Genomic DNA, 20,302 nt, shown 5'->3' on the forward strand with positions numbered 1-20,302 from the left:
GGGCCTGTGCGAGGCGGGTGTCAGTCCTGCGACTGCTCGCACTCGTGGAGCACGTACTGGTCCACGTCGAGCGACGCTCCGGCCGTGGCCAGCCACCTGATCAGCTCCGCGCCGAGAAAGATGCCCTTCTCCGCGGTACCGTCCGGGTCCTGGATCCGCTGGACGATCACCAGCGAGACGTCGGCCGCCCCGCTCTCGGCGAGGGCGCCCAGCGCGGCGGCGAACTCCGTACCCCAGGCCAGGACGGACGGTTCGAGATCCTCCGGCCTGGCACCGGCCTCGGGAGCGACGGCGCGTCGGATCCAGCTGGTGTGACCGCGCGGAGGAAGCTCGGGACGGCGGCGGCTGCCGATCGCCGACGACTCGTCAGGCTCCGCGTTCAGCCGCGCGGTGATGTCCGACGGCTGGAGCGAGGAGCTGACGACCCGGACGTACATCTGGAACGCGCTCACGGGATGTACCTGTAGTTCGTCGGCACCAGGATCTTTCCGTCCTTGCTCATCAGGATGATGCGGCCCGCGCCGTCGCGCACCGCGTCGAACCGGGAGACGGCCTTGCCGACCCAGTCCTCCTTGAAGCCGTGCGGGTCCTCGCCGAGCGAGGCGAGTGCCTTCTCCAGCTGCTTCTCCTTGATCTTGACCAGCGAACCACGGTCGATCGCGGCCGCGTCCGGGATCTCACCGGCGATGAACCCGCAGGTGGCGGCGCGCGGCGCGACGGCGGTGTGCGCGGACTTCGCCGACGCGGCCTTCGTCACCGCCTTGACCGGGCAGCCCGGCGCCTTCCTGGCCCGCTCGATGAGCTTGCGGGCCCGGTCGAGGACCCGCTTGGCGGCCTCGGTCTCCTCGAAGAACTTCGCGATGCCGCCGCTGATCCTGACGATGGCCTTGCTGACCGCCGGCAGCTTGCCGATCACGACGATCAGGCTGCCCACGTTGACCAGCGTCCAGAGGCAGCCCTCGACGTCCCCGTCCGCGAAGCACTTCTTGGCATCGGTGACGCCCAGCACGTCGAGGAGGATCTGACCGCCGTTCTCCTTGACCCAGTCGAGGACGTCCTGCGAGGCCTCGGCACGGGCCTTGCGGTAGGCGTCCACGCAGCTCTGGCCGCACTGGGCCAGCAGGATCTTCTCCTCGTCGGCGGTCAGCTCCGGGCCCGGGCTGCTGCCGTCGGAGGCCATCGCCGCCTGGCGGGCCGCCAGTTCGTCGGCCCGTTCCTTCTCCTCGGTACGCGTGGCCGCCTGATCCGCCTGTTCGGCGTCGCTGCGGGCGTTGGCGGCGGCCTTCTCGGCCGCGACGGCGTCCTGGTCGGCCCGGGTCGCCGTGGAGCGTGCGGTGGCCGCGTCGCTCTCGGCCGCGCTCGCGGCCCTGCGGGCACTTGCGGCGTCCTGCTCGGCGGCGGTGGCCGAGGAGCGGGCGGCGGTCGCGTCGGTGGTCGCGTCGCGGGCGGAGATCGAGGCGTAGAACGCATCGGTCTGCGCCTGCATGTCGTACTTGCCGGTGTTGGCGTCGGCCAGCTTGGTCGCCTCGGCGTCGCTCGCCGCCTGGGCGGCGGACTCGCGTGCCCTCTGCAGCGACTTCGCGGCACTCGCGGCGTCGGCCGCGGCGTTGGCACTGGCCTGGGCCGCCGCCTTGGCGTCGGCGTCGGCCTTGGCCGCCAGAGCGGCAGCGTCCTTGGCGGCCTTCGCCGCCTCGTCGGCGCGGGCCTTGGCCACGTCCGCCTGCTGCTGCGCCAGGGTCTTGCCGCTCTGACCGACCAGGACGGCGAGCGCCGCCGAGGAGTCGGTCTCCCGGAACGGGGTGCCGAGCGCGATGGCGTCGTTGCCGGCGCGGATCGCGGACGACGCCGCATCGCGCGCCGCCGCCGCGGCCTGAGCCGCCGCGAAGGCCTGACCGGCCGTACGGGCACTGTCGACGGCGGCCTGGTCGGCCTCCTTGCGGGAGGCGGCCGCGGCGACCCGGGCCTGCGCGGCGGCCGCGCCCGCCTTCTGGACCTGCTCGTTCGCGTTCTTGACGTTCTGCGCGGCCTGCTCGGAGGCCGCGATGGCGTCGGCGGCGGCGGCGTGCGAGGTCGCGGCCGCGGCTGCGGTGATGGCGGCGTCCGCCTGTGCCGCCTCGGATGCGGCCCTGGCGCGGGAGGCCGCACCCTCGGCCTGGGTCGCGGCGGTACGGGCGGCGACCGCGGCGGCGCTCGCGTCGTTCGCGGCCGACCGGGCGCCGGACGCGGCACTGGTGGCCTGGCCGGCGGCGGTCTTGGCGTCGTTCGCCGCCTGGCGGGTCTCCTGCGCGTCGGCGGTGCCCTCGGCGGCGGCCGCCGCGGCCTCCAGCGCCTTCTGCCGGGCAGCGGTGGAGTTCCGGTTGGCCTCGGCGGCCAGCGCGGCGTCCCGGGCCACGGAGGCCCTGCTCTCGGCGGCCTCGGCCGCCGCCGCCTTGTCGGCGGCGGTCTGACCGGCGGTCTGAGCGGCACTCAGCGCGGTTGCGGCACTGGCCCGCTGGCTCTGGGCGGTGGCTTCGGCCTGGGCGGCCTTGGTCCGTTCGGCGTCCGCCCGCGCGCGGGCGTCGGCGGCGTTGGCGCGCTCCTGGTCCGCGACGGCCCGCTTCTCGTGGGCATCGGCGGCAGCGGCCTTCGCGGTCTGCTCGGCCTGCTGGGCCTTCTCCTTGTCCGCCTTGGCGCGGGCGGCGGCCTGGGCGGCCCGGTCCGCCTGGGTGGCGGCGGCCGCGGCGGCGGCGTGGGCCTGGTCGGCGGCCTCCTGTGCGGCCGCGCGCTGGAACTCGGCCTTGGCCGCGTGCGACTGGGTGTCACCGAGGGAGTAGAGCGCCTTGCTGTCGGCCTGGGTGGCCGAGACGGCGTTCAGGGTCGCCTCGACCGCCTTGGCGGCGGACTGCGCGGCGGCGGCCTCGGCCTTGGTCACCTGCGCCGACTGCAGCGCGTAGGTCAGACCGCGTCCGTACGGCGTGCCGTTGGCGGCCGCGATCTTCCCGGCCTCGGTCTGCGCGGCGCTCGCCCGGTCGGCCTGGGTCTTCGCCGAGGCGGCGGCCTTCTGCGCGACGGCCAGCTGGGCGGAGATCGCCTTCTTCGCGTTGGCCATCTCTGTGGTGGCCTGGGTGAACTGGGCCGGCTTCGGGTAGTCCGAGTCCGTCTTCGGCCTGCCCTGCCAGTACTTCTGGAAGACCAGCATCCGGCTCACGATGTACGCCTGGCCCTGGGCCTCGACCATCGCGTTCGACGCCGTCCGGACGTCCTTGTTGGCCTGGATGTCGGCGGCCGCGATGTCGGCGCGCTGCTTGGCCTGCGCGGCCTGCTCGGCCTGCCACTCGGCGTTCGCGGTGGCGACCACCTCGTCGAACAGGTGCAGCGGGTCCAGCGGCTCGGTGGTGTCGCACCCGGCCCACTGGATCTTGAGGTCCTCGACCTCCATCCGGAACTCGACCGAGTCCTTCGCCGGAGCCGCGGACGGGAACCCGCCCAGGCGGATCCAGCGTGCGATCTGGTACGAGGACAGCGACTTCAGCCAGTCCTCGGAGGCGTAGAAGCCGTAGATGCCGCCCCAGGGCTGGTCCGCGGTGGCGGCCCTGCGCTCCTTCAGGATCGCGATCGCCCGGTCGAGCGCGGCCTGCGTCGGCTTGGGCGGCGGCGGGCCGTCGAAGTTCTTCTCCCCGCTGTCCAGCAGGAAGTCCCGCATCGCCTTGCCGTACTCCGGCGCGTGCAGGAACGTCATGTAGTCGGAGGTGTGGACCGCGTAGGGCGTGGTCACCTTGGCCCAGACGTCCTGCCGCGCGGTCTGCGCCTGGTTGGCGGCCCGCTGGTCGTTCTGGTCGTCCATCCGGGCGTTGCCCAGCGTGCCCATGCCCCAGGTGAACACCGCCTGGCGGGTGTCCACGGCTCGGCCGGCGGCCAGGCTCTGCGCCGCCACCGCCTTCACCTTCGGACCGCCCGCGTGCAGCCAGTTCCCGGTGACGCACCGGTCGCTGCGCATCTGGGCGTCCGGGATCGCCACCGCCGAGGCCTCGATGTCCGGCAGCGCGCGCTGCCAGAGCCGGACCTCGTCCATCCGGCCCGGGAAGTAGTCGCCGGGCGTGCCGGCCCGGAGACCCCGGCCGACCTGGACCTCACCAGCGGCCTGCCAGGTCGCGGTGTGCGCGGCGGTCGACGCCAGGGCGCCGTTCACGTACAGCCGGATCTGGGCGGCGGCCGAGTCGTAGACGCCGGTGAGATGGGTCCAGTCGTTCGCGCCGGCCACCACCGCGGTGCCGTTCGCCGCGTCCCAGCCGGTCGTCTCCGAGTCGGCCCGCGGCATTCCGAACACCGGCTTGCCGTCCGGATTCACCTTCAGGTAGAAGCCGGACACCCGGCTGCCCGGCTGGGTGATCACCGAGTACGACTGGCCGGGAGCCTTGCCGAGCTGCACCCAGGCCGAGACCGTGAAGGACTGGTCGGTGGGCAGCGTGACCGGGACGGACAGGTAGTCGTCCACACCGTCGAGGCGCAGCGTCCGGCCGCCGGAGCCCAGGTTGCCCCAGATCGCCTCGTTGTCGGTCCGCGCACCGGCGAACACGCCGTTGTGGTGAGCTGCCCGGGGGCCGCCCTCGATGGTGTTCGGGGTGTAGTCCGGCTCGCTCCACTCGAAGTCGTAGTGGGCCAGCTCGCCGTTGACCGCGTGGCCCGGGGCCGGATCGGCCGCCTTCGGCGCGACCTGCTGGGGGACGGCGTGGGCCACCGACATCACCAGCGACGTGGCCGTCGCGAGGGCGGTGACGGTCATCGCCCGGGCCAGGGCACGACGTACCCGGCCTGCCCTTATCGGGACTTTCCTGTGCATTGTGTCGCCGTTCTCCTGAGTGGGGATCACTTCGCCCCAGGAGGCGGCGGCGGCGTCGCAGAGCGCCGTGCGCTGATCAAGCGTCAGATCTGGGCCCACCCCCCGAGGGCATGCGAATACTCACACGCGGAGATCCGGGAACGGCACCCCCGTCCGGCGGGGGGAGCTCCCCGCCGGACGGGGGGTGCGGTCATCGGGCCTGCGCCATCAGGTCGGCCTCATCAGGTCCGCGTCATCAGGTCTGTGCCGGGAACACGACCGCACCCGGCCTTCGGCGCTCCGAGGTGGAGCCCCGCGGACCGGGTGCGGTCGGTGCTGGTGCCGGATGCGGCGAGCCGGTGGCTCAGGCAGCCTTCTTGGTCTCCCAGAAGATCGCGTCGATCTGGGCGATGAGGTCGAGCAGCGCCTGGCCGGTGGCCGGGTCGGTGGACGCCTTGGCGGCCGAGGCGGCCTTGCCGGCGTTGTTGAAGAGCTCGTGCAGCTGCGGGTACGCCTCGAAGTGCGGGGCCTTGAAGTAGTCCGTGTGCAGCACGGAGAGGTGGTGCTTGACCAGCTCGGCGCGCTCCTCCTTGATGACGATGGCGCGGGCCCGGAAGTGCGAGTCCTCGTTGGCCTGGTACTTCTCCTGAGTGGCCTTCACGGACTCGGCCTCGATGCGGGCCTGGGCCGGGTCGTACACACCGCAGGGCAGGTCGCAGTGGGCGTGCGCAGTGGCGCGCGGTGCAAACAGACGAGAGAACATGGGAGTCCTTCCTTAGATCGTCTTCCCGCGCTGAGATTACCCCTCCGCCCCGTCCGTTTCGCCGCAGGGCCGGGTGCCTAGGGCAAAAGGCGGAGCCCGAACCGGTAGATTTCGGACGGGTCCGCGGCCCGGGCCATGCTGGACACTGGACGCGGAGTCAGGGGTGATCGGATGACAACGAGGCAGGAGAGCAGCGGGTTGCTGCCGTTCGGGGTGATCGACGTGGTGGGCCCGTCGATGCGCCCGTCACTGCACGACGGGGACCACGTCCTGGTCCGGTACGGCGCGCGGATCAGGCCGGGTGCCGTGGTGCTGTTCCGGCACCCGCTGCGGCAGGACCTGCTGGTGGTGAAGCGGGCCGCCGAGCGCCGTCCGCGCGGGTGGTGGCTGCTGTCCGACAACCAGGGCGTGCACACCGACAGCCGGGAGTACGGGCCGGTACCGGACGAACTGGTGCTCGGACGCGTGCTGCTGCGGATCCGGCCCCGCCCGGCCTGGCTGGCCCCGACGGTCTGGCTGGAGCGTGCACTGACCAGCGGACCGCTGGCCCGGGCGCCCTGGCTGGCGGCCCGGCTGGGGGTGCACCGGCCGCTCAGCCTTGAGCTGTGAGCGTGGCCCGCTTGGCCTCTTCCCGCTTGCGGGCCCGGTACGCGGCGACGTTGGCGCGGGTCGCGCAGCGGTCGGAGCAGTAGCGGCGCGAGCGGTTGGTGGAGGTGTCCAGGTAGGCGTTGCGGCAGGGCGCGGCCTGGCAGATGCCGAGCCGGTCGGCGCCGAGCTCGGTGAGGTGGATGGCCAGGCCCATGCAGGCCACCGCGGTGTAGTTGGCGGCGGCGGTGGGCGCGTTGTCGGCCAGGTGCAGGTGCCAGCGGGGCCGGCCGGCCTCGTCCAGGTAGTCGTGGCCGGAGACCAGCGGGCTGACGGGGTACTCCACCATCAGGCTGTTGAGCAGGTCCACCCCACGGACCTCGTCGCCCTCCGCGGCGGCCTCGAAGACCCCGCGCAGCCTGGTCCGGACGGCCCGCAGCCGCGGCAGGTCGGCCTCGTCGGCGATGGCGGCGGCCCGGGAGGGGGTACCGAAGAGGGCCCGTACGGCGTCCACCGAGGTCAGCGCGTCGGTGCCGCGCTCGGGCTCCTCGCTGTTCACCAGCCGGACGGCGTAGTCGGCGTACGAGGCGAGCTCCACGGTGGTCCTTCCAGGGGCGGTAACGGGTGAGCTGCCCCCAGGGTATTACCAATGGCGGACGCGCGGCGGCGCCTGCCACGGGTGCGGCAGGCGCCGAAACGACAACGGTGTCAGAGGACCTTGGACAGGAAGGCCCTGGTCCGTTCCTCCTGCGGGTTGGTGAGCACGTCGCGCGGACTGCCGGACTCGACCACCACGCCGTCGTCCATGAAGACCAACGCGTCGCCGACCTCGCGGGCGAAGCCCATCTCGTGGGTGACGACGATCATCGTCATGCCCTCCTCGGCGAGACCGCGCATGACGTCGAGGACCTCGCCGACCAGCTCGGGGTCGAGCGCCGAGGTGGGCTCGTCGAAGAGCATCAGCTTCGGCTGCATCGCCAGTGCACGGGCGATCGCGACCCGCTGCTGCTGGCCGCCGGAGAGCTGTGAGGGGTAGTTGCGGGCCTTGTCGGCCAGGCCCACCCGCTCCATGAGCTGCATCCCCCGCTCCTTGGCGGCGGACTTGCTCTCGCCCCTGACCTGTACCGGAGCCTCGATCACGTTGTCGAGGGCGGTCATGTGCGGGAAGAGGTTGAAGTGCTGGAAGACCATGCCGATGTCGCGGCGCTTGAGCGACACCTCGCGGTCCCTGAGCTCGTAGAGCCGGTCGCCCTTCTCGCGGTACCCGACAAGCTCGCCGTCGACCGAGAGCCGGCCGGCGTTGATCTTCTCCAGGTGGTTGATGCACCGCAGGAAGGTCGACTTGCCGGAGCCGGAGGGGCCGACCAGGCAGAACACCTCGCCCTTCCTGACCTCCAGGTTGATGCCCTTGAGTACCTCGATCAGGCCGTACGACTTGTGCACGCCCTCGGCCTTGACCATGGGGGCCGCAGAATCGGCCGTTGCCTTCGTCAGGTCGCTCACAGGTGGCCACCTCCCTCGACGCCGGTGACGACGTCGTGCTCGGCGTGCGGCGTGGGCTTGCGCGTGAAGAGACCGCGCAGGCGCTGGAGCGGGGTGGGCGGCAGGACCCGGTTGGCCCCGCGCGCGTAGTACCGCTCGATGTAGTACTGGCCCACTGTCAGGATAGACGTCAGGAACAGGTACCAGAGGCTGACCGTGATCAGCAGTGGGATGGTCTGGAAGGTGCGCGAGTAGATGTTCTGACCGGCTCGCAGCAGCTCCTCCAGCGAGATCACCGACACCAGCGAGGTGGTCTTCAGCATCGAGATGGTCTCGTTGCCGGTCGGCGGGATGATCACCCGCATCGCCTGCGGCAGGATGATGCGCCGCATCGTGGCGAACTGGCTCATACCGAGCGCGTGCGAGGCCTCGGTCTGTCCCTCGGGGACGGACTGGATGCCACCACGGACGATCTCCGCCATGTAGGCGGCCTCGTTGAGGCCGAGGCCGAGCAGGGCTGCCGTGAAAACCGGGATCAGCGAGTTGGTGTTCTCGGACCAGAAGGCCGGGCCGAACGGGACACCGATCGAGATCTTCGCCCACAGGGCGCCGAGGAAGTTCCAGAACAGCAGCTGGACCAGGACAGGCGTGCCGCGGAACACCCAGATGTAGACCCAGGCGCTGCCGGAGAGCAGTGGGTTGGGCGACAGCCGCATCACCGCGAGGACGACGCCGCCGACCACGCCGATGAGCATGGACAGCGCGGTCAGCTCCAGGGTGACCCCGAGGCCGTGCAGGATGCTCGAGTCGAAGAGGTAGTTCCCGACGATGTCCCAGTGGAAGGCGGGGTTGTACTTCAGGGCGTGGAACAGCATCGCCGCGAGGACCGCGATGACGACGGCTCCGGCCCAACGTCCGGGGTGGCGCACCGGGACGGCCTTGATGTAGTCAGGCCGTCCCGGGGTCGCCCCCTGATCGGAAGGGTTCACAGTGTGACCTCAGGGGGTGGGTTCAGAAAGACGGTCAGCTGGTGGCGCCGTTGATCGTGGAGCTGTTGATCGCACCCGCCTCGACGCCCCACTTCGACAGGATCTGCTTGTAGGTGCCGTCTGCCATCAGGGCGGTGATGGCGCCCTGGACGGCCTTGGACAGGGGCGAGCCCTTGGCCACCACGACGCCGTACGGGGCAGTGTCGGTGGTCGCGCCGAGCTTCTGCAGCTGGCCGTTGGTCTGCTTGATCGCGTAGTCGATGACCGGCGAGTCCGCCAACATGACCTGGTCGCGGCCGGACACCACAGCGGTGGTGACGTCCGTCTGCAGGGCGAACTTGTCTCCGTCGTTCGGGATGGTCGGCTTGCCGGCCTTGACGCAGGCCGGGTTGATGACGTCCTTGATCGAGTCGGCCTGGGTGGTGCCGGTCTGGACGGCGACCTTCTTGCCGCAGAGGTCGTCGGTGATCTTGTCCGGGTTGCCGGACTTGACCGCTGCGGCGGTGCCGGCGGAGAAGTAGGTCACCATGTCGACCGTGGCCTCGCGCTCCTTGGTGTCGGTGAAGGAGCTCATCCCGAGCTGGTACTTGTTCGAGGTGATACCGGGGATGATCGACGTGAAGTCGGCGTTCTGGACGTTGGCCGTCAGGCCCAGCTTCTGCGCGATCGCGTTGGCCAGGTCGACGTCCATGCCGACGATGTTGCCCTTGTCGTCCTTGAACTCGTTCGGCGCGTACGAGGCGTCGGCGCCGACGACCAGCTTGCCGCTCGACTTGAGGTCGGCGGGGACCAGCGCGGCCAGCGAAGGATCGGCGGTGACGGCGGCGACCGTGGTGCTCGGGCTCGCGGAGCCGGTGCTCTTGCTGCTGCTACAGGCGGTGAGGGCCAGCGAGGCGGACGCGAGTACGGCGCCGGCCGCGAGGAGGCGGGAGCGCGAGGTGCGGGCGGTCATGGGGGGATCTCCTCCTGTGGGAGAGGTCGGGCGAAGCGCGCCGCGGGGGAGCGGCACACCGGGTCCAACCGGCCCGCACAACGTCGTACGGAGCCGTGCCGGTCGTTCGTCTGTGCAGGTCATTCCTGGTGGTGCCGTCGCCACCCTCCGCCGAGGTGGACGAGCGATCGAACTGACTCGACCAAGTGGCTGTCGCGATCCGAGTTGGGGGAATCCTGCCATCCGGTGCCGGTGAACGGACCCATATTCAGATCAAAATCGGATAACGGGGGCCCGGACTGTCCGCTATTCGGAGCAATTCCGTGCCCCTGTCACCCTGTGTATAAGTATGCGGACCAGAGGTCGCTCAGCCCGGGAGGCCCGGCCGAGGCGAACGGGCGTCAGAAGCCTCCGTTGACGACCGCGTTCTGCGCCGCGCCGGCGCCGACGTTCCACTTGGCGAGGATCTTGTCGTACTCGCCGCTGCGGATGACCTGGTCGAGCGCCTTGGCCAGAACGTCCCGAAGCTCGGTGTTCTCCTTGGTCAGCGCGATCCCGTACGGGCCGGGCTGCAGCTGGGAGCTGGCGACCTCGAACTGCTTGCCGGCCTGGTTGCGCTGCGCGACGTACGCGGCCACCGGGTAGTCGTTCAGGTCGGCGACCGCCCTGCCGGTGGCGACCTCGGCCAGCGCCTGGTCGTCGGTGTCGAAGAGATGGACGACCAGCGGCTTGCCGGTCTTGCCGCAGGCTCCGATCTGCCGGTCGGCGATGGCGGCCTGGGTGGTGCCGCGCTGCAGGGCGATGGTGTGGCCGCAGAGGTCGTCGAGGCTCTTGACGCCCTTGGGGTTGCCCTTCTGGACCAGGAGCGAGGTGCCGGCGATGAAGTAGTCGACGAAGTCGACGCCGGGGGAGGTCTGCTTGCCGCTGTCGTCCGTGCCCTCGCGGCGCTGGCGGTTGTCGCTCATCGCGGACATCACCATGTCGTACTGCTTGGCCAGCAGGCCGGGGATGAGCTTGTCGAACGAGGTGTCGACGATCTCGACCTTCAGACCCAGCTGCTTGCCGATGGCCTCGGCGATCTCCGGGTCGATTCCGGCGGCCTCGGAGTTCTGGTCCTTGAACTCGACCGGCGCGTAGTTGAGGTCCGAGCCGACCTTCAGGACGCCGGCCGCCTTCACGGCGGCGGGGAGCCTGCCGCGCAGTTCGTCCGCGGAGTTCTTCGTGACCGCGGTGCTGCCGCAGGCGGTGAGCAGCAGTGAACCGGCCGCCAGAGCGGCGCCGGCCCGGCCGGCTGCCAGGGTGGACATGTGCCGGGCCGGTCTGAGCTGGGTGGGTCTGAGCTGGGTCGGTCTGTGCATGGTGGTGCTCCTCCTGTGGGAGAGGTGGTGCTGTCTGCCACCAGGCGCGCGGGTGTGCGGATGGGCCGGCTGCCGCGCTCGCGTGGAGGCACGACAGGCCGGGTACCGGTGGCTGAGAGCGGATCCTGCCATCCCACTCTGCTGGGCCGGGCGGCGGGTGTGTCAGAATCTGGTATCGGGTGACCCCCGAACCGAACCAGACCGCCGAGTCGCGACAGGCTCGGGGTGCACAGGACCGGAAGTCGAAGACGCCGACTCTGGATCCGGTGCACCAGCTCCCCTCCGTGTCTGGTTCACTCCTGCGGGTGTGCGTGCTCAGTCGCCATTGCCGTCACAGGCCCCTCGGTGCTTCCGAAACCAGGGGTCGTCAAGTGGCAATCAAGGGATGACGCGCACGTTAAGAGGACAAAAAGGCATAGGTGCGATGCCTTAGTCCGACCTAGGCTCAAGATCCGGCACCGACCGGATGATGCCCTGGCAGACCGGAAGCACAGCGCAGACAACACCCCATACCCTCACCCGAGGGCGCCCGTTCGACGGCAGCGCCCCGACCCGGCTCCGGGTACGCCCAGGCGTACCCGGTTTCCCGCATCGGCGGGCCGGGTCGTACGCCCGTCGGCCGTGCGCTCTCGCTGATCATGACTGAAGAGGTCATCGTGGCAGCGGAGATCATCCACCCCAGCACTCAGGACACCGACGACCCCGTCGACGCCGTTTTCGCGCTTCACCGCGGCGGCAAGATGGAGGTGCGTGCCACGGTGCCGGTGCGCGACGCGGACGACCTGTCCCTTGCCTACACGCCGGGCGTGGCCCGGGTCTGCACCGCGATCGCCGAGCAGCCCGAGCTGGTCAACGACTACACCTGGAAGTCCAACGTGGTCGCGGTCGTCACCGACGGCACCGCGGTGCTGGGCCTGGGCGACATCGGCCCGGAGGCCTCCCTGCCCGTCATGGAGGGCAAGGCGATCCTGTTCAAGCAGTTCGGCGGGGTGGACGCCGTCCCGATCGCGCTGGCCTGCACCGAGGTGGACGAGATCGTCGAGACCGTCGTCCGGCTGGCCCCGTCCTTCGGCGGCGTCAACCTGGAGGACATCTCCGCCCCGCGCTGCTTCGAGATCGAGCGCCGCCTGCAGGACGCGCTGGACATCCCGATCTTCCACGACGACCAGCACGGCACCGCGATCGTGACCACGGCCGCGCTGTGGAACGCCGCCAAGGTGACCGGCCGGGAGATCGGCGAGCTGCGCGCCGTCATCTCCGGCGCGGGCGCGGCCGGCATCGCGATCGCCAAGATGCTGGTCGCGGCCGGCATCGGCGACGTCTCGGTCTGCGACCGGCGCGGCGTGGTGTACGAGGGCCGGGGCGACCTGACGGACGTCAAGGCCGAGATCGCCGGGATCACCAACAAGGCCGGGCTCAAGGGCTCGCTGGCCGACGCGCTGAACGGCGCGGACGTCTTCATCGGCGTCTCCGGCGGCACCGTGCCGGAGGAGGCGGTGGCCACCATGGCGAAGGACTGCTTCATCTTCGCGATGGCCAACCCCAACCCGGAGATCCACCCCGAGGTCGCGCACAAGTACGCGGCCGTGGTGGCCACCGGTCGCTCGGACTTCCCGAACCAGATCAACAACGTGCTGGCTTTCCCCGGCATCTTCGCCGGCGCCCTGCAGGTCCGGGCGACCCGGATCACCGAGGGCATGAAGCTGGCCGCCGCCCAGGCGCTGGCCGCGGTGGTCGCCGACGAGCTGACGGCGCAGAAGGTCATCCCCTCCCCGTTCGACGAGCGCGTCGCCCCGGCGGTCACCAAGGCCGTGGCCGAGGCCGCCCGCGCGGAGGGCGTCGCCCGCCGGTAGGCACGGGCAACCTTGCGGGAGCGTTTACCCCAGGGGCGCGGGGAACTGCGCGCGGCGGAAGGCTTCGGCCCGGACGCCGCGCGCAGTTCCCCGCGCCCCTTGTGGGTACCCGGCTGCGTACGTGAACCCCGCGCTCCTTGCGGCGGCGAGCCCGACGCGCTGGAGGTCACACCCGTGCGTGGTTCCGGTTCACGGGCGTTCACCGCTATCGTCCGGGGCATGTTCGCCGCCTACGCCGCACGTATCGACGCCGACGACCCGCTGAGTGCCCTGGAGTTGGGGGACCGGCCCGAGCCGGAGGTCCGTCCGGGCTGGAGTGTGGTGACGGTCAAGGCCGCCACCCTGAACCATCACGACCTGTGGTCGCTGCGCGGGGTCGGCCTGCCCGCCGAGCGGCTGCCGATGATCCTGGGCTGCGATGCCGCCGGTGTCGACGAGCACGGCAACGAGGTGGTCATCCACTCCGTGATCGGCCAGAGCGGCCACGGCGTCGGCCCGGACGAGCCACGTTCGATCCTGACCGAGCGTTACCAGGGCACCTTCGCCGAACGCGTCGCCGTCCCGACCTGGAACCTGCTGCCGAAGCCCGCCGAACTCTCCTTCGCCGAGGCCGCCTGCCTCCCCACCGCCTGGCTGACGGCCTATCGGATGCTCTTCACCAAGGCGGACGTGAAGCCCGGCAACACCATCCTCGTCCAGGGTGCCGGCGGCGGAGTCTCCACCGCCCTGGTCGTCCTCGCCAAGGCGGCCGGCCTGCGCGTCTGGATCACCGGCCGGGACGAGGCCAAGCGCGCCCGGGCCGTCGAGCTCGGCGCCGACGCCGCATTCGAGAGCGGCGCCCGCCTCCCCGAGCGCGTCGACGCCGTCATGGAGACCGTCGGTGCCGCCACCTGGTCCCACTCCGTCAAGTCGCTCAAGCCCGGCGGCACCATCGTCATCTCCGGCGCCACCTCCGGCCACAACCCCCCGGCGACCGAGCTCAACCGCATCTTCTTCCTCGAGCTCAAGGTCGTCGGCTCCACCATGGGCACCAAGGAGGAACTGGCCGGCCTCCTCGCCCTCTGCGCCAACACCGGCATCCGCCCGGTGATCGACTCCACCCTCCCCCTCACCGAGGCCCGCGACGCCTTCGCCCGCCTCGCCAAGGGCGACGTCTTCGGCAAGCTCGTCCTGACGCCCTGATCCGGCTCCACCGAATGACGCGGGGCCTCGCCGGACACGACACGGGTGAGCTTCTCTTCACACCACTCGGCCGGGTTCTTCCCAGGCATCACCGGAGCCACCCTCGGAAGCCGTCACTGCGGTAGGAGGAGTACTCACCGTACAGCTGCTGCCTGGCAGCCTTGCTGCGAGCGAACAATGATCCGCGCCACCACGGGGTAAAGGTTCAGCCCAGAATCCGGCGGATGCGGTCGGCCACGGTGGCCAGGGCCGCCCGGGACTGGGTGAGCTGATCAGCCGTCACGCCGCTGTCGCGGGCGGCGTCCCTGACCTGGTCGCGGAAGCGGTCCAGCAGGCGCTCCAGCTCGCGGGCCGGGTCGGCGGTGGGGTCGGTCTCGGCCCAGGCGGGGAGGTCGGCCGGGGTGGCCTCCTCCTTGTCGAGGTCGATCCGGGTGACGGTGGCCTCCTCCTCCGGGCTGTGCGGCTGGCCCCACTTGGCGGCGTCCGCCAGGCCCGCCAGACTCCGGGTCAGCTCGGAGAGCCCTTCGGACAGTCCGGTGGACCAGTCGCCGCGCGAGGCGTGCTCGCGGACCTGCTGCTCCACCCGGCGCTTGATCCGCAGGGCCTCCTGCTGGGCGGCGGTGCGGGACGCCCGGGCCTGCTCGCGGAGCCTGCGGGCCTCCTCCTCGGCGGCCTTGGCCTGCGCCTTGGCTGCCCGCTCCTGCTCCTTGGCCCGCTTCGCCTGCTCCTTGGCCTGCGTCTTGAACTGGGCGAACTCCTCCTTGGCACGCTGCCAGGACTCCTTGTCCCCCCACGGCCCGGCCCACGGGTCGCCGCCGGGCTCGGACTTCGGCCTCGGCGCCTGCTTGGCCTCCCCCCAGAGCTCCTCGCGCAGGTCCTTGGCGCTGTCCCGGACGTCCTCGCGGATCGCCCCGGCCAGCTGGGCGACCGACTCGCGGATCTCGACCTCCAGCTCGGCCAGCTCGCCCTGACGGGCGGCCAGCTCGGTGCGGCCGGCGGCGGTGAGCCGGTAGACCTTGCGGCCGCCCTCGGTGCTGTGCGCGACCAGGCCCTCCTTCTCCAGCTTCGCCAGCCGCGGGTACACGGTGCCGGCCGAGGGCGCGTACAGGCCCTGGAAGCGCTCCTCCAGCAGTCGGATCACCTCGTAGCCGTGGCGCGGGGCCTCGTCGAGCAGCTTCAGCAGGTAGAGGCGCAGGCGGCCGTGGCCGAAGACGGGGGTCATGTCAGGCCTCCTCGGTGCCGGTGGAGCTGCCCGGGAGCTCCTTGACGAGGCTCGGCTTGTCGTCCTCGGCGTCCGGCCGACGGAGTACCGTCACGGCGCCGGAGACGGTGGTGACCTGGAGCTTGCCGGAGCCCGAGCCGAGCTCGCCGGAGAGCCGCTTGGCACCCCAGGAGCCGCCGATCTTGAGCTCGTCGAAGGTGCTGGTGAGGTCGCCGGTGGTGGTGCCGGCCTCGACCTTGGTGTCGGCGAGCGAGGGCAGCCGGACGCCGACCGGGCCGCTGACGGTGGTGACGGTGATGTCGGCCGCGGTCTCGACGTCGAGGTCGAGGGTGACGGCGCCGCTGACGGACTTGGCGAGCACCTTGTCGGCCGTACCGGCGACCACGGTCAGGTGGCCGGAGACGGTGTTGACGCGCAGCTCCCCGGAGACCGACTGGGCGTCCACGTTGCCCGAGACGGTGTTGGCCTCGGTACGGCCGGAGAGGCCGACCAGGGTGGTCTCGCCGCTCGCGCCGTGCACCGCGACATGGCCCGAGACGCCGGAGACCGTGACGTCGGCGGAGGCCGTGCCCACCTTGACCTCCGCACCGGCCGGGACGGCCAGCGAGACCACGGCCCTGCGCTTGCGGCGCAGCGAGGCGAAGAAGCCCTTGACGGACTGCACCGACTTCACGGTCTCGGAGAGCTCGCCCCAGCTGAGGTCCTTGTAGGCGACCGTCAGCACACCGTTCTCCAGGGTGACCTGCAGCGGCTCGCCCTCCAGCTCGGTGACCTCCAGCCGGGCCGGGCCCTCGGCGGCGACGACGTTCACCGCACCGCTGATGATCCGCACGTGCAGCGTGCCGACCGGCTCGTCGATGGTGATCTTGTCAGGTTCGCTGACCGTCCACTGGCTCATGGTGCTTCCTCCCGTTGCGAATCGCGATGTATCGCGTCTCCCTGAAGAACACGATATATCGCGTGATGCGGAAGTCAAGCGCCTCGCGGAAGCCGGTACGGAAAACGCCGAGGGCCCGGGAGGCGGTGTCGCCTCCCGGGCCCTGACGGCTGCAGCTGTGAGCTGTGAGCTGTGAGCTGTGAGCTGTGCTCAGTCCTCGTCCTCGTCGTCGAGCCTGGCCAGCCAGGTGGCCAGCCGCTCGACCGGGATCTCGAAGTCCGGGTTGAGGTCGACGAACTCGCGCAGGCGCTCGGCCAGCCACTCGAAGGTGACCTCCTCGTCGCCGCGCCGGCTCTCCAGCTCCTCGATGCCGCGGTCGGTGAAGTACACGGTGTGCTCCGGTCCGGATGGGGGTTCGACCAGGTCAGGATAGACCGGGGGCTCGGTCGACACGAAGGCCCGGCCCCCGCCGAAGCGGGAACCGGGCCTTCGTGAACCGACTGTGCGTCAGATGGTGAAGATCTCCTCCAGCAGCGCCTGCTGCTCGGCGGCGTGACGCTTGGCCGAGCCGACCGCCGGGGCGGACGAGGCCGTACGGGCGACGCGACGCAGGCGGGAGCCGTTGGCGCTGCGGCCGATGACGACCTGCAGGTGGTCGACCAGGTTCATCGCGATGAACGGCCAGGAACCCTGGTTGGCCGGCTCCTCCTGCGCCCAGACGAACTGGACGTTCTCGCCGTACTTGGCCAGCTCCTCCTGGAGCTCGGCCACCGGCAGCGGGTAGAGCCGCTCGACGCGGACGATCGCCGTGTCGGTGATCCCGCGCTCGGCACGGGCCGCCTCGACGTCGTAGTAGAACTTGCCCGCCGTGATGACCACCTTGCGCACGTTCGCCGGGTCGACGGTGGTGTCACCGATGACCGGACGGAACGAGCCGGCGAGGAACTCCGAGGTGGACGACGCCGCAGCCTTCAGACGCAGCATCGACTTCGGGGTGAAGACGACCAGCGGCTTGTGGTGCGGGTTGTGCGCCTGCCAGCGCAGCAGGTGGAAGTAGTTCGACGGCAGGGTCGGCATCGCGACCGTCATGTTGTTCTGCGCGCACAGCTGCAGGAAGCGCTCCGGGCGGGCGGACGAGTGGTCCGGTCCCTGGCCCTCGTAGCCGTGCGGCAGGAGCAGGGTGACGCCGGAGTGCTGGCCCCACTTCTGCTCGGCGGAGGCGATGTACTCGTCCACCATGGTCTGCGCGCCGTTGACGAAGTCACCGAACTGCGCCTCCCACATGACCAGCGCGTTCGGGCGGGTCAGCGAGTAGCCGTACTCGAAGCCCATCGCCGCGTACTCGCTGAGCAGCGAGTCGTAGACGGTGTAGCGGGCCTGGTCCTCGGTCAGGTACAGCAGCGGGGTGTAGTCCTCGCCGGTGGCCCGGTCGATCAGCACCGCGTGGCGCTGGCCGAAGGTGCCGCGGCGGCTGTCCTGGCCGGCCAGGCGGACGGGGTGACCCTCCATCAGCAGCGAGCCGATGGCGAGCGTCTCGCCCATGGCCCAGTCGATGGTGTTGTCCTCGACGGAGGCCGCGCGGCGCTGCAGCTGCGGCAGCAGACGCGGGTGGACGGTCAGCCAGTCCGGCAGGTTGACCTGCGAGGCGGCGATCCGCTTGACCATCTCCTCGGAGATGCCGGTCTGGATGTTGACCGGGAAGTCGGCGACCGGCTTGCCGTTGGTGTGCGCGACCTGCGCGGAGGCGGCGTCGCGGACCTCGGAGAAGACCTTCTCCAACTGGCCCTGGAAGTCCTGGAGCGCCTGCTCCGCCTCTTCCATGGTGATGTCGCCACGGCCGATCAGACCCTCGGTGTACAGCTTGCGCACCGAGCGCTTCTTGTCGATCAGGTCGTACATCAGCGGCTGGGTGAACGACGGGTTGTCGGCCTCGTTGTGACCGCGGCGGCGGTAGCAGATGAGGTCGATCACGACGTCCTTGTGGAACGCCTGGCGGAACTCGAAGGCGAGCCGCGCGACGCGGACCACGGCCTCTGGGTCGTCGCCGTTCACGTGGAAGATCGGCGCCTCGATCATGCGGGCCACGTCGGTGCAGTACATCGACGAGCGGCTGCTGGCCGGGGCGGCGGTGAAGCCGACCTGGTTGTTGACCACCAGGTGGATCGTGCCGCCGGTGCGGTAGCCGCGCAGCTGCGACATGTTCAGGGTCTCCGCGACCACGCCCTGGCCCGCGAAGGCCGCGTCGCCGTGGATCTGGATCGGCAGCACCGGGAACGAGGTGCCGCCCTGGTCCAGGACGTCCTGCTTGGCGCGGACGATGCCCTCGACGACCGGGTCCACGGCCTCCAGGTGGGAGGGGTTCGCGGCGAGCGAGACCTTGATGGTCTCGCCGTCCAGGCCGGTGAAGGTGCCCTCGGCGCCCAGGTGGTACTTGACGTCGCCGGAGCCGTGCATGGACTTCGGGTCGAGGTTGCCCTCGAACTCGCCGAAGATCTTGCCGTACGGCTTGCCGACGATGTTGGCCAGCACGTTCAGGCGGCCGCGGTGGGCCATGCCGATCACGGCCTCGTCCAGGCGGTGCTCGGCCGCCGAGTCGATGGTCGCGTCCAGCAGCGGGATGAGGGACTCGCCGCCCTCCAGCGAGAAGCGCTTCTGGCCGACGTACTTCGTCTGCAGGAAGGTCTCGAAGGCCTCGGCGGAGTTCAGGCGGCGCAGGATGCGCAGCTGCTCCTCGCGCTCCGGCTTGGTGTACGGCTTCTCCAGGCGCTCCTGCAGCCACTTGCGCTGCTTGGGGTCCTGGATGTGCATGTACTCGATGCCGACGGTGCGGCAGTACGTGTTGCGCAGCAGGCCGAGGATGTCGCGGAGCTTCATCATCTTCTGGCCGCCGAAGCCGCCGACCGCGAACTCGCGCTCCAGGTCCCACAGGGTGAGGCCGTGCTCGACGACGTCCAGGTCGGGGTGGCGACGCTGCTTGTACTCGAGCGGGTCGGTGTCCGCCATCAGGTGACCGCGCACCCGGTAGGCGTGGATCAGCTCCATGACGCGGGCGGTCTTGTTGACCTCGTCGTCGTGGGTGGTCGCGACGTCCGTCGCCCAGCGGACCGGCTCGTACGGGATCCGCAGGGACTCGAAGATCTCGTCGTAGAAGTTGTGCTCGCCCAGCAGCAGCTGGTGGATCGTGCGCAGGAACTCGCCCGACGCCGCGCCCTGGATGACCCGGTGGTCGTAGGTCGAGGTCAGGGTCATGATCTTGGAGATGCCCAGCTTGGCCAGGGTGTCCGGGGACGAGCCCTGGAACTCGGCCGGGTACTCCATCGCGCCGACGCCTACGATGGTGCCCTGGTTCTGCATCAGGCGGGGCACGGAGTGCACGGTGCCGATGCCGCCCGGGTTGGTCAGCGAGACCGTGACGCCGGTGAAGTCGTCCATGGTCAGCTTGTTGGCGCGGGCCCGGCGGACGATGTCCTCGTAGGCCTGCCAGAAGCCGAAGAAGTCGAGGGTCTCGGCCTTCTTGATGGCCGCGACGACCAGCTGGCGGTCGCCGTTCGGCTTGACCAGGTCGATGGCCAGACCGAGGTTCACGTGCTCGGGCTTCACCAGGAAGGACTTGCCGTCCTTCACCTGGTAGCTGTGGTTCATGCCCGGGCTGGCCTTGATGGCCTGCACCAGCGCGTACCCGATCAGGTGGGTGAAGGAGACCTTGCCACCACGGGCGCGCTGCAGGTGGTTGTTGATGACGATGCGGTTGTCGATCAGCAACTTGGCCGGGACGGCGCGGACCGAGGTCGCGGTCGGCACCTCCAGCGAGGCGTCCATGTTGGTCGCGACGGCCTTGGCCGGGCCACGCAGCGGGACGAGCTCAGGGCCCTCGGCGGCGGCGGGCGCGGCAGCGGCCGGGGCGGCCGCCTTCGGCGCCGGCGGCGCGGCCGGAGCTGCGGCGAGCGGCGCGGGCGCCGGCTGAGCCGGTGCGGCCACGGGGGCGGCGACCGGAGCAGCGGGGGCGGGCGCCGCCTGAACAGCAGCAGGGGCAGGGGCGGCAACGGCGGTCGGCGTGGGGCCGGCCTGGGTCGCGGCCTGGGTCACTGGAGTCACCTCGGTACCGGGCTTGTAGTCGGCGAAAAAGTCCCACCAGGCTCGGTCAACCGAGTTGGGATCCTGGAGGTACTGCTGGTAGATCTCGTCGACGAGCCACTCGTTGGGGCCGAAGCCAGTGGAGCTTGCCGAGCTGACGGGGGTTTCAGGGTGTGGCGACACGGGGC

Annotated in this window: 15 protein-coding genes; 3 read left to right on the forward strand and 12 right to left on the reverse strand. The window is 70.7% G+C overall.

Annotation, left to right across the window (positions count from 1 at the left end):
• Positions 1–20: 20 nt before the first annotated feature.
• The 3 genes from FB465_RS22395 to sodN all read right to left on the reverse strand — a co-directional run bounded on the left by FB465_RS22395 (position 21) and on the right by sodN (position 5,561).
• Positions 21–452, reverse strand: coding sequence for a DUF4279 domain-containing protein (locus FB465_RS22395; protein WP_246192783.1), 432 nt, complete (start codon positions 450–452; stop codon positions 21–23).
• Positions 449–4,762 (reverse strand): LamG domain-containing protein, encoded by a 4,314-nt coding sequence (locus tag FB465_RS22400; protein ID WP_170290663.1) that lies wholly within the window; start codon positions 4,760–4,762, stop codon positions 449–451. Before FB465_RS22400 ends, FB465_RS22395 begins: the two co-directional genes overlap by 4 nt.
• A 400-nt stretch (positions 4,763–5,162) precedes the next feature.
• On the reverse strand, positions 5,163–5,561 hold the full coding sequence (gene sodN, locus FB465_RS22405; RefSeq protein WP_145793200.1) for a superoxide dismutase, Ni: 399 nt from the start codon (positions 5,559–5,561) through the stop codon (positions 5,163–5,165).
• A 171-nt stretch (positions 5,562–5,732) separates the two neighbouring features.
• Between sodN and sodX the strand changes: the two genes are divergently transcribed.
• Positions 5,733–6,170, forward strand: a complete 438-nt coding sequence (gene sodX, locus FB465_RS22410; protein WP_145793202.1) for a nickel-type superoxide dismutase maturation protease — start codon at positions 5,733–5,735, stop codon at positions 6,168–6,170.
• Here the strand turns inward: sodX and FB465_RS22415 are convergent.
• The 5 genes from FB465_RS22415 to FB465_RS22435 form a co-directional block, all read right to left on the reverse strand.
• Positions 6,154–6,744, reverse strand: a complete 591-nt coding sequence (locus FB465_RS22415; protein WP_145793204.1) for a CGNR zinc finger domain-containing protein — start codon at positions 6,742–6,744, stop codon at positions 6,154–6,156. The genes sodX and FB465_RS22415 overlap by 17 nt on opposite strands.
• 110 nt (positions 6,745–6,854) lie before the next feature.
• A complete protein-coding gene (locus tag FB465_RS22420; protein ID WP_145797520.1) occupies positions 6,855–7,607 on the reverse strand; it encodes an amino acid ABC transporter ATP-binding protein in 753 nt (250 codons plus the stop codon).
• Positions 7,608–7,645: 38 nt separating this feature from the next.
• Positions 7,646–8,617, reverse strand: a complete 972-nt coding sequence (locus tag FB465_RS22425; protein WP_246192784.1) for an amino acid ABC transporter permease — start codon at positions 8,615–8,617, stop codon at positions 7,646–7,648.
• A 34-nt stretch (positions 8,618–8,651) separates the two neighbouring features.
• The gene (locus tag FB465_RS22430; protein WP_145793206.1) at positions 8,652–9,569 is read right to left on the reverse strand and encodes an ABC transporter substrate-binding protein; all 918 of its coding nucleotides are present in this window, start codon (positions 9,567–9,569) and stop codon (positions 8,652–8,654) included.
• Positions 9,570–9,949: 380 nt separating this feature from the next.
• Positions 9,950–10,906, reverse strand: coding sequence for an ABC transporter substrate-binding protein (locus FB465_RS22435; protein WP_246192785.1), 957 nt, complete (start codon positions 10,904–10,906; stop codon positions 9,950–9,952).
• A 656-nt stretch (positions 10,907–11,562) separates the two neighbouring features.
• Between FB465_RS22435 and FB465_RS22440 the strand changes: the two genes are divergently transcribed.
• Both FB465_RS22440 and FB465_RS22445 read left to right on the forward strand, forming a co-directional pair.
• Complete coding sequence (locus FB465_RS22440; RefSeq protein ID WP_145797523.1) at positions 11,563–12,759, forward strand: NAD(P)-dependent malic enzyme; 1,197 nt, start codon at positions 11,563–11,565, stop codon at positions 12,757–12,759.
• A gap of 219 nt (positions 12,760–12,978) precedes the next feature.
• Positions 12,979–13,941 carry a zinc-binding dehydrogenase gene (locus FB465_RS22445; RefSeq protein ID WP_145793207.1) on the forward strand — a complete coding sequence of 321 codons (963 nt, stop codon included), beginning with the start codon at positions 12,979–12,981 and terminating at the stop codon, positions 13,939–13,941.
• Positions 13,942–14,146: 205 nt separating this feature from the next.
• Here the strand turns inward: FB465_RS22445 and FB465_RS22450 are convergent, their stop codons facing one another.
• The 4 genes from FB465_RS22450 to FB465_RS22465 form a co-directional block, all read right to left on the reverse strand.
• A complete protein-coding gene (locus FB465_RS22450; protein ID WP_145793209.1) occupies positions 14,147–15,163 on the reverse strand; it encodes a PadR family transcriptional regulator in 1,017 nt (338 codons plus the stop codon).
• 1 nt (position 15,164) lies between these two features.
• Complete coding sequence (locus FB465_RS22455) at positions 15,165–16,061, reverse strand: DUF4097 family beta strand repeat-containing protein (protein ID WP_145793211.1); 897 nt, start codon at positions 16,059–16,061, stop codon at positions 15,165–15,167.
• A gap of 189 nt (positions 16,062–16,250) precedes the next feature.
• Positions 16,251–16,430 carry a DUF6104 family protein gene (locus FB465_RS22460; RefSeq protein ID WP_030267971.1) on the reverse strand — a complete coding sequence of 60 codons (180 nt, stop codon included), beginning with the start codon at positions 16,428–16,430 and terminating at the stop codon, positions 16,251–16,253.
• A 117-nt stretch (positions 16,431–16,547) separates the two neighbouring features.
• Positions 16,548–20,297: a multifunctional oxoglutarate decarboxylase/oxoglutarate dehydrogenase thiamine pyrophosphate-binding subunit/dihydrolipoyllysine-residue succinyltransferase subunit gene (locus tag FB465_RS22465; protein ID WP_145793212.1), complete on the reverse strand. Its 3,750-nt coding sequence runs from the start codon at positions 20,295–20,297 to the stop codon at positions 16,548–16,550.
• Positions 20,298–20,302 lie beyond the last annotated feature (5 nt).

The sequence above is a fragment of the Kitasatospora atroaurantiaca genome, assembly GCF_007828955.1.
Lineage (GTDB): Bacteria > Actinomycetota > Actinomycetes > Streptomycetales > Streptomycetaceae > Kitasatospora > Kitasatospora atroaurantiaca.